A 15,540-nucleotide genomic window follows, 5' to 3' on the forward strand; every position below is an offset into this window, starting at 1 on the left:
CTAAAAATCGCTTTTTCCCGGTTTTCATAACATACCTTTTAAGTTACTGAATACGTGTGATTACTCGCTAGGAACTTCCCATTCCTCATCAGGCACCAATGCGCCGCTTTCATTTCGAATAAAGGCGCTCCCCGGTGGCGCGTTGAGAAAGGGGATAATCTCCGGGTCGTAATTACAAATGGTATTTACCAGGTAAATGGCATGATTTTCCGCATTGTCCATGTAATCTTCGTCTTCATCCCCCGCCATAAACCTCCACCCGCTATCGGGGTATGGACTATTCGAGGTTTCTTCCCTGTACATAAAACCGACTTTGCATCCATCTACGGTGATTCGATCGCTAGCAATGCAGCCTTCCTTGGAATCGATCAACTGCACAATTTGATCCGCTGACAAAAAGAAATTTTTCTTATGCTTATTTGCTGTCATAGGGTTACTCCTAAAGTGTAAATTTTTTTATCACGTCACTCTTCCCGTCCTTATCGCCACAGCATAATCCATCCGTCCGTTTGACTCGGCCATTGAGCCGGCCTTCTCCCAATCATACTGAACCATAACATGCTCTATATTCCATACGCTCATCTCCGTCTGATAGGCAATGACATAATCCGCATAAGGGGACAGCGACTCCATTTTATGCGGATGTGGCAGTTCCTCCTCATAGGCGGGCAACCCCACACTGCCCGGATTGACTATGAGCTTACCATCGGGCAAAAATATGGATTGGGGGACATGGCTATGGCCGCAAAAAATATATTTTTGCGAAATGGAGCTTAGTTCTTTCATGAGTAATTCATGCTTCTTGTAACTAACCCCATCTTCATCTATGGTCTCTAATAAGTATCGATCGTTTGCATAAGGAGTTCCATGACAAAAGAACAGGTCCTTATACACCCACGTATCTTTAAACGTTCTTATCCATTCCTCAATCTCACGCCCCAGTAAAGGTTTAACGTATTGGAAAGTAGCGGAATCCATCTCTTTTTCCAGTAAAGCCGCGTCACAGTTTCCCATGATATGCACTATCTTATCGTGCTCCATTAACCTTTTGGCTGTACCCAATGGGTCAATGGGACCGAACAGACTATCCCCCAAATTTACGATTCGTTGAATGTTTCGCGTGGATATATCTTCTAATACCGCCTCTAATGCAAAACGGTTACTATGTATATCCGAGATAATAGCAATGGCATCCTGCATAATCTCTCTCCCCCTTTAAAAAAAGCCAAGCGATACAACGCTCGGCATGTACAACCCGGCTCACCGACCTGATGTTTTACTCTTACACTACAAAGTCTTCTTTAAATTCGTCCACGGGATCCCATATGGACCAGGCTGCTTCTAACAGATTACCTTCAAGATCTCTGAAATAAAAGTACTTGGCTTCTCCATTACCCAGCGTATGTAGATCCTCCACCGTTACGCCTCGGTCCTTCAATAATTGATACGTGTATTCAATATTGAGACAGTTCATGGCCATGACGGGAAATGGTTTTCCGTTTCTTGTGATTTCCATGGTTTGCTTGTCTTGTGTTTCAATGAGCAATAAAGCTATGGAGTTCTGATGCGGGTGGTGTAATACGGCAACGAATGTCCCCCGGTCTTGAAACTTATTCATCAGTTTAAAATTCAAATTCTCTGTATACCAATGAATGGACTCATCGATTTGCGTGGTGGGAATATAGACGTAACCTATTCTTGAAAAAGCAAAATCCTGTTTCATATGGCGGCCTCCCTTGTTTATTGATTTCATTTTCTTCGGCTACCCTGACAAGATGGTTGTATCGATCTCTTCGAGTTGCTTCAGGAATTTTAAGCATTGATGCATGCATTCCATATAGTCTTTACGGCTATAGGCTCTGAAAAACGGATTCATAAAACCATGTTCGGCATGTATGGCTGTTACATGGATATTCTTCTTGTTCTTCAGTTTGTCGATGAGCTCCGGAACATGAAACGATCTTTCCGATTCCGGAAAAAATAATAAGGTCGGACATCCCGGTTCCATCTCAACATAGTCCCGAATTCTGGATCCATAGAACCCAATCACGCCGTCAATCTCAAACTCGCTGCATATCCATGCCGTCGTAGCTCCGACGCTAAAGCCTATAATGTAAATTTTCTCATAGTTCATTCGGTTTGCCGCTACAATTTGCTTTACTTCATCCTTCGGTCCGTTAAATCCGACTTCGTTAATAAAGTAGTGATAGGCTTCCTCTTCCTGATCGTAAGAAAAAGGATCCCTATGTAATAGATTTGGAGTAATGACATCATAACCTTCTTGCGTCATGACATCTTTCATGAAATCCATATGATTGTTAGCACCATAGATCTCGTGGAGAAGAATTACTAAAGATTTTGCTTGACCGGTTTTCATTCGCTTTTCACGTCTTTCTCTATGATATTCATCATAACATTCTCGCTATCCTCATTTCCATAATCTCTCAACCTCTATTAACTCATCATCCTTAAATTCCATCCTGTAAACATCCGGTTTTGAAGTTCTCATTAAAAAATCAAAATCATAGCTGCTATCAAAGTGTTCCATGATCAAAGTCATCACGGCCCCATGAGTCCCTATCGCAATGCGCTGACCGCGATTTTTCGTTAAAATCTCCTTGAGGACAGCTACTGCACGTGTTTGACATCCGAAAGCGGACTCTCCACCAGGCGAGAGTGCTGCCCGATTTGAAAACATCTTACTTACCAGAGGGTACAGTTCACCGTCTGACATGATCTTGTCATCGCTCGAGAACGTTAACTCTCTAAGGTCTTCATGAAGTTGCATTTCCTTTCCTGCCGTCCGCGCCAATTCTTCGAGAGTCATTATTGCTCTGGAGTACGGACTTGAGAAAAAAATATCGATTCCTTCTTGCTTCAACAATTCTGTAATTCGCTTTGCATCCGTCTTCCCTTTCTCGGTTAACCCCCGAGTCCGCTCATTACCCTCAACTTTTGGCGATTCGCCATGTCTTACCATATAAATGATTGTATTCATGTATTACGTCCCTTCCTCTCCGACTCGGCTGATTTACTTGTTCTGCATCACTTACATATATCTTTGAATAATTTGTTCATCCCATATTTGCACTTCTATGTATCTTTCCGGTCCCTTGGCTCCATCATAGTTCCAATCTTGTGGTAAGCCAAATTGATCAATAACTTTAATAATTTCATCTTTAGTATACACTTGTTTTCTGTATGGTTTTTCATCGGGATATCGCATAGTTGGGAATAAATCACCGTATGTAAAACTCATTGATTCCTTAGCGATTTCATTCCAATCTATTGTGATGATCCCCGGTTCCAAATACCATGTCTGAAGCCAACTACAAGCTCCCAGAGTCATATAGTGAGGAAAAGTATTGACTGGCTTCCCGCCTTTACTAATAAATAGATCTCTCGCTGTTCTTTCCAATTCTCTTCTGATCATCAAATATTCATCATTTCTTCGACTGGCAAATACCTTACCCCCTTTCTTAATTTGATTAGATACTTTTGTTGCATCATCCATTGATAACTTTGACAAGTTCTTGAATGGACCGATTTCTTTTTCAAAATAATGATACAAATAATAAGCCATGAATACCGTCCTATTCATAGTCAGTTAAAAAACTTATGAAATTGATGGTAAAAGCAAAGAGGATACTAACAACATTCAATTTTATGAATTTCTTCAATATGGAACACTCCCCCGATTAGGGATGAGCCCAGCCATAGATCACTCGTATCTAGGCTGAGCCGCTTGGTGTCTAGCTTACTCTGTTCTCACATAGCTGTATTTTGCAATCATTTCTCCCCACGGAGCCAATCCATCTTCTATGAATCCGGCTTTCGAATACAATCTTCTTGCTCGCTCGTTCTCAGGTTTATACCCTAAAACCAGTACCTCCGTGCGATCCGCGCGGTTTCTGATCTCTTCAATGATGCTGCAAACAGCCTGGAACCCGTACCCTTGACCTTGAAAACGCCGATCGATCATAAAACGATAGATCCAATAATTATGATCATCCGGATCTATTCCATATAGAGCATACCCAATCATCGTCTCCTGCTTAAATATGGCCACACTCGAAAATCCCTGCAAAAACTGGGCTTCAGCAATAGAATATACATTCGGCGCAATAAGGGATTGTTGTTCTTCTGCCGGCTCCAGCTCAGCACATTCTTCCCAATTATCTTTATCAATTCTTTCTAATCTAATCATAGGAACCCTCCGATTCGTGGAGAGACCTGTTTTCAAGCTCTCCACCTAAAATTTAGCCTTCACCGACAAGCCGATTTTCAAAATACTAGGGTTACTTCTCATACCACATCACACCTTTCAAGAAATTTAAACATTAGCTTTCCAACGGAACCTCCGCAGAGCATGTTATATCGGGGGGCCTGGGTTGCGGTTGCTCCGTTTCCTACAATATCAGAACTTTACCGATAGTCTAAGGCTTCAATCGTTTTTAAATGATCTTTACCATCAAGCACCTTGTAGAGTTGGTGGCCCGACCCCTTAAAAATAACCATGTACTCCATATCCTCTGTAACTTCAAAGCCGATGTTTTTATCTTTCAAATATATCCTTACTGCATATTCCCGATCCGCGGAAATGTCTCTCACTTTTATCAACTTCATATCCGACAGTCCGGCTAACATCTGCTCGATCCTTCTCTTATCCTTAATGATCGTTTCTTTATCGTCCGAATATCTTCTAAAAGTAACTTTAACTATATTAGTTAGGCTGATCTCGTCCATAACTTCTTTTCTCATGGATGTGTAGGTTGCTTTGTTCGAGATATACACGATGCCTATAATCACAACTATGAAGGAAAGAGCAAGCGCCACCACTTTTTTCAAGCTTGCACCACATCTTTTCTACTCTTCTTATTGTTCAACTACTTCAATATCAAAACCTCTGCATTTGTAGCGGTGTACCTGTTCAAAGCCTAATCTACAGGCCAGTTTTTTTGATGCTTCATTATCGAGCGAACAGTCCCAATACGGAGTATACCCACTGTCACGTATATCTTTTACTAATCGATATCCCAAATAGGTTCCCACCCCCTTGTTCTGATATCGAGATACCGTTTCAATACCAATGGCATGAGTTTGATTAGTCACAAAACTGGAGTAACACACTCCAATGACTTCTGATTCGTCTAGAGCAGCATACCCATATCCCTTTTTCTTAAATTCTTCTTTGGAGGACCAAAACAAATCGATATGGCTATTTATAAGTTCTACATTTCTTATACTTCCGTTATTCCACTCATCAGTTTTTAGATTGATGATTTGGTATGTGCCCGTATTTTCAATCGTTTCTAGGGGTTCCTTCCGCATTTCTAAAACCAATTGCTCGAACTGATAAAGTTTTCTGGAAGCAAACATGCTTTCAAAATCCCACTTCTCGTGATGGCCCGAGATTTCAAAATGGGTTAAGGAAACCGCCTTCATCCTGGGCTCAATATACTCAGCTATAAAACCATCTAGAGATTGGTTAAAGTAATCATTTCTGTAATCCCCGATAAGATAAAATCCTTGAATCCCCTGGCTCCAAACTAATGCACTCCTTGGATTCAATAATTGATCCACGTATATAGCACCCGGATTATTCCGTTCAATTATGGATAGAACCTCAGGGTGCTGAAACCCGTCATATAGTAATTTTTCAATCGTATAATAATATTCTGGAGCTAAAGCCTGCATGGGAATCCCTCCTTACATCGCAAGCTAAAATCAATTTATATCCTTGATAAAAGCGACGATTCTACCGGCTTCTTTAAATCCTATCTTCTTATGAAATTCCTGACTTATAACATTATCCAACTGCGTATCCGAGGCGATTTGATGGCAACCGAGCGACTTCGACCATTGCTCTCCGGCTTCAACTAATTTCTTGGAAATGCCTCTGTTTCTGTAGTCCTCTTCAACATAGATTCCTTCAACATATCCGACGGGACACGAATTGGAGCCCTCGACGTAATCGACTCTTAGTGACATATGAATAAATCCCACAAAACCACCTTCAACAGTTGCTAAATAAACGATGTCTCTCTCCGAATCCAATAGCTCTTCAAATTCGGCTCTTAAATGCTCCTGTTCGTTGTCTGGCCAAAGTTTCAACGCTAGCTCCGTTAATTCATTTAGGTTGGACGGATCCGCTTTCACAATCTTCATCAGAACACACCTCTCTTATTTAGTCTTGTGGATTTGAGGTAATTCATTACTATTAAATCGCCAAACCGACTGCCGAGGTCCCTGCGGATCTGTGCTCTATAGCCGCCTATTTCTTTTTTCCTCCAAATGGATGTCCAACGCTTCGATCGCACGAATCAATAATTTAATCAGCAAATATAAGCAATATAGCCCAAGAAGAATGAACAATCCGTAGACAATAAACAGAAACATCGGTATTATTGAGAACACTCGGTACAACTCCTCATAGCAAAATGGCTTGCTTACACACTTAAATTCACATGGTCATGACGTCATCACGGATTAGGTGGAGGTTGGCAGACTTCCTCCTGTCCTTGATAATTTGCTGTGAAATCATTACCTCAGATGTAATGCTGAAGTCGGCAGCTTAACCCATACCATCTCTACTCTATTTTAGGGGATGGATGAAGGTTTTTCCATTTTTTTAAATAACACGTACCCCAGATTAGAAAAATCAAGCTATTCCCCTGCTCTATGTGTCTACACCATTCTCAAAAACTGCAATACACTATATCAACCTTAAAAAAGGAGTGATATAGTTGGCAAACAGTGATGTACGCCTTGCACTTTGGTCAGGTACTAATTTTTCTGGTCGTCGGATCCTCTTCAGACGTGGTGGGGTTGCGGTTCGTGATCTTGGAGCGTTTCGGTTCAACAATGCGCTTTCGAGCTTCCGACTCAGAAATGTTGTGCAAAGCACTCAAGTAACACTGGTACTGTTTTCGGGAACTAACTTTCAGGGGTCCTTCCGGGTTTTCCGTGGCAGTCAAAATGTGGCTAACTTGGGTAATTTCAACTTCAACAACGTCACATCATCGCTAATTTTGGTAGGCCGCAATTTAACTAACAGCGAAATATCTCGAATTCAAAGCACTGGAAGACCACCTCGTGACATCCTGATTATAAGACAATAGTACTACAATGTTAGTTTACTAAACCAGCGGCAGTCTGGGGCTTGTTTTATCGCCCAGGCTGCCTCTTCACACGCCTATTAGCTTTTACGTTGTTTAATCATACTGCCATACAAGCTGTCCCTTCCTTATTTTTGCTATGTATATTATTTGCCCTGTGTGATAATGAATTTCTCTAACCATGGCTATCATTAGGTTAAGAGCGGATGTCTCATTATTGAATTGACTATAGGTAAGAGGCGGACGATTGAGAAATGGTTGAGACAATAACAATTCCGGGTTTCTATTGAGGTGTTCGAGATATTGAATAATTACATCGAATGCTTCCTTCATCAGGTTATAAGCTTGCTCTTTAGTCATTATTAGTCCGTGTTCAAATTCCTTTTCCCTGTCCCTTGTATCGGGCATATTAAAAAAGATTGTTTCGATTCGTGAGTGAACGCAACCTCGAATATGAGCAATTAGATTCGCAATACTGTTGCTTTCCGAGTTCGGAGACCAGGAGATATCTTCCTCTGACAGTTGTTCAATTGCTTGAAGAGTCCATTTCCTTTCAGACTTAAATTTAACCAACATACTTTCAATAACTTCATAAGCTACGTCCATTAGTAAACCTCCATTTATTATTTGTTATCAGACGTTAGTTCTTCCATGTAAACTACAGTAACCTTCTTAGAGATTTTTTGTAAGCACTATTTCAAGGGGTTGGGTCTCCAGTATTAGACATCCAGCATCACGATAACCAATTTTCCTATAAAAATGCTGTGCTCCTTCATCAGATTGCGTTGACGTCATTACTAACTCAAATCCTTTTTGACGCATAAGTTCCTCCCAATACAATACAATTTTTTTACCGATACCTTGTCCCCTATATTCTTCTTCAATCCATAGCATATTCATAAAAGGAGTGTTATCCCAGAAATATCCGTATCTCATCCATCCAATTTCATGCTCTCCATCTCTAAGTATAAAAATTTCCTTTTCATTAATCTTTGTACTTACAAGTGTCTTAGGAACATGTTTATCTCTTTCAACTATGTACTTATAATCTTTTTCTGTTGCTAATTCTATCTTCATTGTAATCTCCTTTAAACTGTTCTTCATAAATTTATCTTTATATTTTCTCCGTGCTGATTTCTGATAACGTGCCTTGATAAATCACCGTAAGAGATTTCATTGATAACTTTGATAAGTTTTTGAATGGACCAATTTCTTTCTCGCAATAATGATACAAGTAATAAGTCATGAGTACCGTCCTTTAAAATTAGTTACACATAACATTCTTGCATTGGTGTTAACCGATCTTGCTGTTTTCTTTAAATTACTAAAAATAGATCTTTACATCTATGTAATCATGTATCCCGGTTCCATGTCTGGCTAGTCCTTTATTTAACAGCTCTTGGCAAGCCTTGCATATCTATCTCTTTTACCGATCTTTGAAGTTCCTCCATCTTTTTTAGGCTTGCATATTGATTCCCAATAATCCCTGCAAACCCAATAATCAGTACGATAATCAACACTAAGGTCATCTCTCCGAGTTTCCTTTCCACGTACTTTTTTCGTCACTCGTTCCCTTCTTGGTTTCATCCTTAATCCCCAAAAGCATTTTTGATAAGGTTACCTTCCCCTGATCTTCTTCACCCGCTTGGAACTTAAAGTACTCATTCTTAAATCTATGAATCGGCGAATCTTTTTCATTTTCGTTTAGTAATCTCATGGGATCCATCCAATAATCAAACCATGCAAAACCTTCCCTTAGGATAAATTCCATCATTTCTTCAACACATTTCAGTACAGAATCTTCAGTCCTTCCATAAGACAAACTGTACTCTTTACGGAACCCATCACTATCAATACCGTTTAATGCAACTGCTTCAAAGTCATCACAAAAAAATCTCGCACCAATATGCACTCTAAATGATGGGCCGGAAGTAAACTTGTGAATATGAATAAATTCGATTCGGTCACTTTTCACCCTGGTATAAAAAGTAGGTTTACTCCTCTTGAAACCATAAGGTTTTAGTTTTTTTGCCAAATCGCTCCTTATCCGGTTTGAATATTTTTTCTCAAGAAGTTTATCCATTTGGTGCGGTTCATCTCCTTTGCTTATACCGACTATCCGTACTCTTTTCTCAAAAAATGGCTGATGCGGCACTAGTGCCTTCTAGTTACTACCCAATCCAGTAACCAAATGATTTGAATAAGGAGGTGCATAGCAGGTAAAAAAACGCCCAATTCTATTTGATAATCCGGGAAAATTGAAAACCCACCTGGTGAGGTCGGTTGATATTTTGCCCAGACAATAAAAAGGCAACCTGGGACAATGCTTGTTACAAGCCAAATCCATCTTTTCCTTCTATTATTTGATCTATAAGCCAAAGCAGAATTAGACACTAATAGCAAGAAGGGGACGGTATAAAATAACATAAAAAACAGCACGGTCTCGGATGTGAAATCTTCCACTCGGATCCTCAAAAATAAAATAAAAATGAAATGTGCAAAAATAACAGTCAGAATGCTAATGAAAGCTTTCAAATATTTTGGCCCCTTTACTTATTAGTAACTCTTAACTATGGCCCGAACAGGGGGACTTATCGTTTCTGGCAAACCATCAAGATCAAAAAAACGAATATCTTTGCATTCGACCGCGGTTGGGTAAATGGATGTATCGCCCGAATCCGCTTCCATGAGTTATCTTCTGGCAACCGAGGGGCGTATGCCCCGATGCGTGAACACATTGTTAGGTGAGGTTCATATCTACTGGTTACACTTTCAATCTTTTTCTAATCGTTCTGATTTGTCCTCTATGATTGATCTCATCTTCAAACACGTGAAACCACATAAAATAATGGTTAGCTTTATTCCACCAGAATTTCTCCTCTATATATAACCAATCATCGTTAACTGTTTTGAATAATTCAAGCGTCTTATTTCTTACAACATCTAATTTATTGAGATAATATGCTAAATCATTACCTTTAATTTTTTCTTGACCTTCCTTCCCCAAATTCAGAGCAGGACCCCATATTGAGAGTTCTTCTTCGTTCAATTCCCGTTTTTCAAATGTAGAGACCTGGTAAGCATATTCAACCGCTGCAAAGTGCAATAATAATGCTCCAATAGAGTTACTTTGGGAATCAAGCAAAAAATCAAGCTGTTCTTGTGAAAGATTCTTTACAGCATCTAGTGTTGTAAATCTAGCATAGTTCATCATTGATAATAAACGACTGATTTGAGGGGTATAACCGGGAATATCTGTTATAAGCAATATGTTCTCCATGTTTAGCATTTGTTGTTCCTCCAATTTCTTATTTGAACTTCACTTAACGTTCTTTGTATTTCACGAAACGACCCAGCCTTAGATAGCTCTTATCTTAGGCTGGGTCGTTAGTTGTCTGAGCTTCTTCCATGATTATACATCTGATAATCGAGGGGCGATAGCCCCGATGCGTGAATGCGGTAATCACTCATTATTTCTTTCCAGGTCTTATTCAAGTATTTATTTTCAACTACTAAGATACGGTTTTCAGCTATCTCCAAAATATAACCTTCGTCTTCATATATAGACTGGTTATTATACTGTTCCTTGATATCACAACCCGAAAAGAGCATCATTGTCAGCATTAATTGCACTATTCTCTTCATTGAGCTATCTCCTCTGAAACATTCATTGCATAGGTTTCACATAACGTTCCTGTATTCACGACCCAACGAATGTTGGGTGTCCGGCGACTGCCGGACCAAGGGCGTATGCCCGCAGCATGAATATTATGTTATGGGATGACTCCGGCCACCATGCGGTTGGATGGTGCGGATGTATCCCGGCAATCACTTCTTCGAGTTATCTACCGGGACCGAGGCGGCTGTCCGCCGATGCGTGAGTACTGTGTTATATATGATGGGATGCCATCTTCGTTTTGACTTTCAACTTATCTCTTTTTTCTTATTATCACTTTCAATATTATTTCACGCTTTGATACATTTTTTTCTTTGTGTTATTATATACGTAATAAAGACCAAGTGCTGCGAACACTTGGTCAGTACAATTGGCTTGGATGGTCTATTCCCTTCTAAGTCGTACAGGAACAAAACCCACCTCTGGCCTCAACCTTTGGGTGGGTTTTTACTTTCTCTTGTTGTTATTATTGATGTATGTTAAAAGAGCAAGAATGAATGTCCCAAAGAGGAACATGATCGTTAATGCATCTTTCACTTCCATGGCTTCACCTCCTTTCGAAGGGAAACCATGCCCACCCAAGATTCAATTGTAGTTATATTTTACCTTTATTTACATCTGCGTACAAGTGTTCTCAATTTGTTTTATAATCTCTCTCTTACATTCCTTTCCGCATCTACGACGCGACCCGACCTTAGATAGCTCTTATCTTAGGCTGGGTCGTTAGTTGTCTGAGCTTCTTCCATGATTATACATCTGATAACCAAGGGTGGTAGCCCCGCAGCGTGAACACAGTGTTATGCGCCGTTACTGTCTTCGAAGCATCACCTAAAAACCTTTGATCAAGATTCCAGCTCTATTTTTTACTTTGGTATAAAAACTCAACTTCACCATCTAGCAAATAGCGATATTCAAATAATTGCATTGTTCTTTCCCTAATTCTCTCCTTTATAACCTTCCCTAGGCTTACCGATCCTTGTGATCCTAGGTAACCATTATTAATAAATGTCTTCTCTACAAATTTTGTTTCCCTTAAGTGATACTCTAACCATTCTTTCTGCGATTCAATTAGTGCTTCTTTTGGTTCTCTATCCAACTTAGAAAGAAGATTTTTATATATTTGATTCAACTCTTTATCCCAAATCTCTGTATATTTGCTTTCCAACGCCCCCCATCCAAGTGTTGTAACCTCATCGGAGTTTTGTAATTCATTAAATTCCACTTCATAATCACGATCTATAGGATTTCGAAGCATTTCATCATAAAATTCTCCAGTCAAATCATAGTTCCCAATGCTCATGGATAACACTTCATTGTTAGAAGAATCTGATCGACCTTCAGTTATTTCTTTTGATTCTGTTCCATTACCTGTACTCACTACATCAGGAGGCAGTTCAGAATTCATTATTGATTTAGTTTCGCTGTTCAAGGTAGTCGATTGACTAATATTTTGACAAGATGAAAACACTATCGTAATAAAAAATAATAAGAGTATCTTACCTTTCATAAATTATCTCCTTAAAATCTTTAATATTTGCCGGTAATGGCTCATAACGTTGTTGTATTCACGAAACGCCCCAGCCTTAGGTAGCTCTTATATTAGGCTGGGGCGTTTGTTGTCTAAGCTTCTTCCACTATTATACATCTGACAACCAAGAGGTGGTAGTCCCGATGCGTGAATCCGGTGTTAGCTGAAGTTGTTGACTTCTTCGATAAGCTAAAATTGAATTTTAAAATCCTTATAATCATGTATTCCAGAACCATGTTTGGCTAATCCTTTGTATAATAAATTCTGACAAGCTTCATAAACTTCCAATATAAATTCTTTATTTAGATCTAATTCATTGTGCCCAGGTAATACTTTTATGATATTATCTATTCTACTTACTGCTTCAACAGATTTAACAAACAGCAACGGATCCGTTGTTGGATAAAAGGCATACAAAGTACCTTTGTATAACAAATCACCAGTATATAAATAACTCCTCTCTGCTTCATATAAGCAAATATGTCCCGGTGAATGGCCTGGAGTATGTAAAATTGTTAACACTCTATTTCCTAGATCAATATTATCATTATCCCTTAATAATCCTGTAGGTTCCCCTTTAAAAGGGCTCATATTCATCAAAATTAAATCCTTTAGGCAGAGATTTTGTAATATCCCTACTCACATCCCTGCGGATAACCTCAATAGGCAATCCTGGTATTCCCCTCAATAACCAATCTTTCGCTAATTCATGAACATAAATTTCATCAAAAAGCCCATGATTCCCAATATGATCCCAATGTACATGTGTTGTTATCACTTTTATAGGTAGAGAGGTCAACTGATCAACTACTTCTTTAATATTACCAATTCCAATCCCTGTATCAATTAATGCTGCATATTTGTCTCCAATTACAAGATATGAATGAACATTCTCCCAATGTCCATACTCACTTATGGCATAGGTCATTGAGTCAATTGCTTCTACTGTGAACCAATTATCAATATGCTTCAAAGTTAATGCCTCCCTTCTTATCTTCTAGTAATTACAACAATTTTAGCTAACGTTGTTGTGTTCACGACGTCCCACCGACTTAAGGCGACAAAGTCGCCGGGCGCGATGCGCTTGTCGGTTCGGATGTGTCCGGCCACTGCTCCCTCGAATTCTCTCTGCCGGACCGAGGGGCTCGTCCCCCGATGCGTAAACACGGTGTTAGATGATGACAATGCCCTCTTCGATATTCTTACACAGTTGTTTCCATTGTCCCCATGCCTGTAAGTAATCGGGCAAATCATGTGGATGATGTAGTACGCTGAGGCCTACTCGACAATAAAGATGAATCAAGGTTTCTTCGACCATCCTTGTTCTCTCGACATGCCCTTGTTCTAGCAAATCAGCTGCTGCAAACAAAGTAGTGGTATTAATATCATCTGGCGATGAACAAAATGCATATAAAAAGTCATATATGATAGGCCCCACCATTGGGGACGGATCTATCACACCAATTAATGTTGAATTGTTATAAACAAAATTATGTACGCCGGTATCACCGTGCAATAAATATTTTTTTCCTTGCTTTGATTCATCATTAAACAATTTCTCAGCTAACAGTTTCACGTAATTGTAGTCTTCTAGTGATAATACATTCTTCAGATTCATCTGTGCTTCTTTAATACTAATCTCATTAAATTCCTTCCATGTCTCTCGTGGCCATTCAATTCTTCCCCATGTACTTGGTCCTTTTTGTTCTACATACCTGTTGAGTAAATCTCTTACTAATAACTTCATCCAATTTATCTTTGGGCCACGATTAAAATGAGTGGTCCCTTCAATATATGTATAAGCAAAATATGATTTGTCTTGAGCTGATAAAAGAACATTTGGTAATAATACTGAATCCTTATAGATAATAAGCAGCTCTTCAACTAATTCAATCTGGTTTGGAGTATCAAACTTCAAGATGTATCTATTTCCATCCCTTGATTTCAATCTTAAAACTAATCCAGAAGTAGTACCTGATAATATTTGGAAACTTACAATTTCAATATTAATAAGATGCTTCTGAAATATTAAATTAACCGATTCGATTGTTGGTTCCATCATTGTTTGTCCTTGCTCCTTATAAGTTTTGCATTGATTTCATCTAACGTTGTTGTGTTCACGAACCCTCACTGGCTCAAGGCTCTGTCAGGAGCCGGGCGCGATGCGCTTAGTCGGTACGGTTGTTAGCCTAAGCCATTATTTCCATGCTTCAGTTGATCTGAGTTTATGTCTCTTTATTATAAAAAAATCTAATAAATTCAACCCCAAAATCAGTCAGAATAAACAATGAGGGCATTCCTAGACTCATAATATCATCTACATCTTTAGTTCTTGATCTGTTTGTTAAGCCATTACCAGAAGAAAGTTTTATAACTTGGCCAACAAGATCTTCATAATTGAAGAATTGGGTGTTTTCAATCAATCTGTTTTTTTCTAAATTAGTGACGATATATGAGAGGTCACTACTTTTAATATTTGTTTTCTCAAGTAACTCTTCGAAAGAATAAGAATTACTTCTACTTTGAATTACGTTAGGATTTTTATTAACTTTAATAGTCGCCTCACATCTCAATTCGTTTAGAACTCTAATATCTAACATATTGAGGTCAGCTAATATTCTATAGTAGTTCAATACTACGTTTTCATTTAATTCCTTCTCGGAGAGCAAGCTAATGAAGCCATCCACAATTATTGTTATTTTTTCTTCTTGATTATTGTCAAATACATGGTCCAAAATGATAGGCAAATAGGCATCTTGAAATCGTCTAATAAATTCCAAGTCTAACAATGCTACTAATTGCTCAATTCTCGCTTGTCGCAATTCAATTTCCTCTAGAAATTTCCTAATCATTCTTTCAGAACGTTTTTGTCTATATGATAATATCGTTGTGGTAACACCAGGAAGTAATTGGGACGCAACTCCTTCTAAAAGCAAACTGGACAGAATATCGACAACTGGTTGAGCGAGAACTTCGCCTGTTTCACTAACTTTATTCTTTAATCTCATAGTGAATCCTCACACCTTTATTAGTTTACCATCATATACGGAAGAATATGGATTTTGTTTCATAATACTTCTATTATATAATTGGGGAGGTAAGTCCAATATTGTATTTTCTCAATCATCATCTACCGTGATTAGCGTAATCTGCCCGGTAGTCAAATGTTAAAATCATCACTGAAGCTTTTTGTGCTTTTGTCCTTTAGCACTTATAGA

21 protein-coding genes and 1 pseudogene are annotated in these 15,540 nt (G+C 38.9%); 1 reads left to right on the forward strand and 21 read right to left on the reverse strand.

Annotation, left to right across the window (positions count from 1 at the left end; translation table 11 throughout):
* Positions 1-60 precede the first annotated feature (60 nt).
* The 10 genes from V4U84_RS02085 to aac(6') form a co-directional block, all read right to left on the reverse strand.
* Entirely contained in the window at positions 61-429 is a 369-nt protein-coding gene (locus V4U84_RS02085; RefSeq protein WP_334076659.1) for a DUF2185 domain-containing protein, read from the reverse strand.
* A gap of 30 nt (positions 430-459) precedes the next feature.
* Positions 460-1,200: a metallophosphoesterase family protein gene (locus V4U84_RS02090; protein ID WP_334076660.1), complete on the reverse strand. Its 741-nt coding sequence runs from the start codon at positions 1,198-1,200 to the stop codon at positions 460-462.
* 82 nt (positions 1,201-1,282) lie between these two features.
* Positions 1,283-1,723, reverse strand: coding sequence for a VOC family protein (locus V4U84_RS02095; RefSeq protein ID WP_334076661.1), 441 nt, complete (start codon positions 1,721-1,723; stop codon positions 1,283-1,285).
* A 39-nt stretch (positions 1,724-1,762) separates the two neighbouring features.
* Positions 1,763-2,377, reverse strand: coding sequence for a dienelactone hydrolase family protein (locus V4U84_RS02100; protein WP_334076662.1), 615 nt, complete (start codon positions 2,375-2,377; stop codon positions 1,763-1,765).
* 51 nt (positions 2,378-2,428) lie between these two features.
* On the reverse strand, positions 2,429-2,998 hold the full coding sequence (locus V4U84_RS02105) for a histidine phosphatase family protein (protein ID WP_334076663.1): 570 nt from the start codon (positions 2,996-2,998) through the stop codon (positions 2,429-2,431).
* A 51-nt stretch (positions 2,999-3,049) separates the two neighbouring features.
* Positions 3,050-3,583 carry a hypothetical protein gene (locus tag V4U84_RS02110; RefSeq protein WP_334076664.1) on the reverse strand — a complete coding sequence of 178 codons (534 nt, stop codon included), beginning with the start codon at positions 3,581-3,583 and terminating at the stop codon, positions 3,050-3,052.
* Positions 3,584-3,757: 174 nt separating this feature from the next.
* A complete protein-coding gene (locus V4U84_RS02115) occupies positions 3,758-4,207 on the reverse strand; it encodes a GNAT family N-acetyltransferase (RefSeq protein WP_334076665.1) in 450 nt (149 codons plus the stop codon).
* 218 nt (positions 4,208-4,425) lie between these two features.
* Positions 4,426-4,848, reverse strand: coding sequence for a hypothetical protein (locus tag V4U84_RS02120; protein ID WP_334076666.1), 423 nt, complete (start codon positions 4,846-4,848; stop codon positions 4,426-4,428).
* A 27-nt stretch (positions 4,849-4,875) separates the two neighbouring features.
* Positions 4,876-5,697 carry a GNAT family N-acetyltransferase gene (locus V4U84_RS02125; protein WP_334076667.1) on the reverse strand — a complete coding sequence of 274 codons (822 nt, stop codon included), beginning with the start codon at positions 5,695-5,697 and terminating at the stop codon, positions 4,876-4,878.
* Positions 5,698-5,727: 30 nt separating this feature from the next.
* On the reverse strand, positions 5,728-6,168 hold the full coding sequence (gene aac(6') / locus V4U84_RS02130) for an aminoglycoside 6'-N-acetyltransferase (protein ID WP_334076668.1): 441 nt from the start codon (positions 6,166-6,168) through the stop codon (positions 5,728-5,730).
* A gap of 578 nt (positions 6,169-6,746) precedes the next feature.
* On the opposite strand from aac(6'), the gene V4U84_RS02135 reads away from it, so the two are divergent.
* The gene (locus tag V4U84_RS02135; RefSeq protein WP_334076669.1) at positions 6,747-7,121 is read left to right on the forward strand and encodes a hypothetical protein; all 375 of its coding nucleotides are present in this window, start codon (positions 6,747-6,749) and stop codon (positions 7,119-7,121) included.
* Between the two features lie 93 nt (positions 7,122-7,214).
* Here V4U84_RS02135 and V4U84_RS02140 read toward each other — a convergent pair whose 3' ends face one another.
* The 11 genes and pseudogenes from V4U84_RS02140 to V4U84_RS02190 form a co-directional block, all read right to left on the reverse strand.
* Complete coding sequence (locus V4U84_RS02140; protein WP_334073133.1) at positions 7,215-7,724, reverse strand: DinB family protein; 510 nt, start codon at positions 7,722-7,724, stop codon at positions 7,215-7,217.
* 66 nt (positions 7,725-7,790) lie between these two features.
* Positions 7,791-8,195, reverse strand: coding sequence for a GNAT family N-acetyltransferase (locus V4U84_RS02145; RefSeq protein WP_334076670.1), 405 nt, complete (start codon positions 8,193-8,195; stop codon positions 7,791-7,793).
* A gap of 308 nt (positions 8,196-8,503) precedes the next feature.
* Complete coding sequence (locus tag V4U84_RS02150) at positions 8,504-8,647, reverse strand: hypothetical protein (protein ID WP_334076671.1); 144 nt, start codon at positions 8,645-8,647, stop codon at positions 8,504-8,506.
* Positions 8,644-9,201 carry a DUF4304 domain-containing protein gene (locus V4U84_RS02155; protein ID WP_334076672.1) on the reverse strand — a complete coding sequence of 186 codons (558 nt, stop codon included), beginning with the start codon at positions 9,199-9,201 and terminating at the stop codon, positions 8,644-8,646. The genes V4U84_RS02150 and V4U84_RS02155 overlap by 4 nt, the downstream gene beginning before the upstream one ends.
* Positions 9,202-9,882: 681 nt before the next feature.
* Positions 9,883-10,407, reverse strand: coding sequence for a DinB family protein (locus tag V4U84_RS02160; RefSeq protein ID WP_334073135.1), 525 nt, complete (start codon positions 10,405-10,407; stop codon positions 9,883-9,885).
* Positions 10,408-10,505: 98 nt separating this feature from the next.
* Positions 10,506-10,763 carry a hypothetical protein gene (locus tag V4U84_RS02165; protein WP_334076673.1) on the reverse strand — a complete coding sequence of 86 codons (258 nt, stop codon included), beginning with the start codon at positions 10,761-10,763 and terminating at the stop codon, positions 10,506-10,508.
* A gap of 478 nt (positions 10,764-11,241) precedes the next feature.
* Positions 11,242-11,337 (reverse strand): competence inhibitor ComI, encoded by a 96-nt coding sequence (gene comI / locus V4U84_RS02170; protein ID WP_019639195.1) that lies wholly within the window; start codon positions 11,335-11,337, stop codon positions 11,242-11,244.
* Positions 11,338-11,650: 313 nt separating this feature from the next.
* The gene (locus V4U84_RS02175; protein ID WP_334076674.1) at positions 11,651-12,301 is read right to left on the reverse strand and encodes a lysozyme inhibitor LprI family protein; all 651 of its coding nucleotides are present in this window, start codon (positions 12,299-12,301) and stop codon (positions 11,651-11,653) included.
* Positions 12,302-12,511: 210 nt separating this feature from the next.
* Positions 12,512-13,250 (reverse strand): annotated as a pseudogene (locus tag V4U84_RS02180) (MBL fold metallo-hydrolase).
* A gap of 243 nt (positions 13,251-13,493) precedes the next feature.
* Complete coding sequence (locus V4U84_RS02185; protein ID WP_334076675.1) at positions 13,494-14,384, reverse strand: phosphotransferase; 891 nt, start codon at positions 14,382-14,384, stop codon at positions 13,494-13,496.
* A gap of 163 nt (positions 14,385-14,547) precedes the next feature.
* The gene (locus V4U84_RS02190; protein ID WP_334076676.1) at positions 14,548-15,330 is read right to left on the reverse strand and encodes a hypothetical protein; all 783 of its coding nucleotides are present in this window, start codon (positions 15,328-15,330) and stop codon (positions 14,548-14,550) included.
* Positions 15,331-15,540: the final 210 nt, after the last annotated feature.

Origin of the sequence: Paenibacillus sanfengchensis, assembly GCF_036864765.1 — a bacterium.
GTDB lineage: Bacteria > Bacillota > Bacilli > Paenibacillales > Paenibacillaceae > Fontibacillus > Fontibacillus sanfengchensis.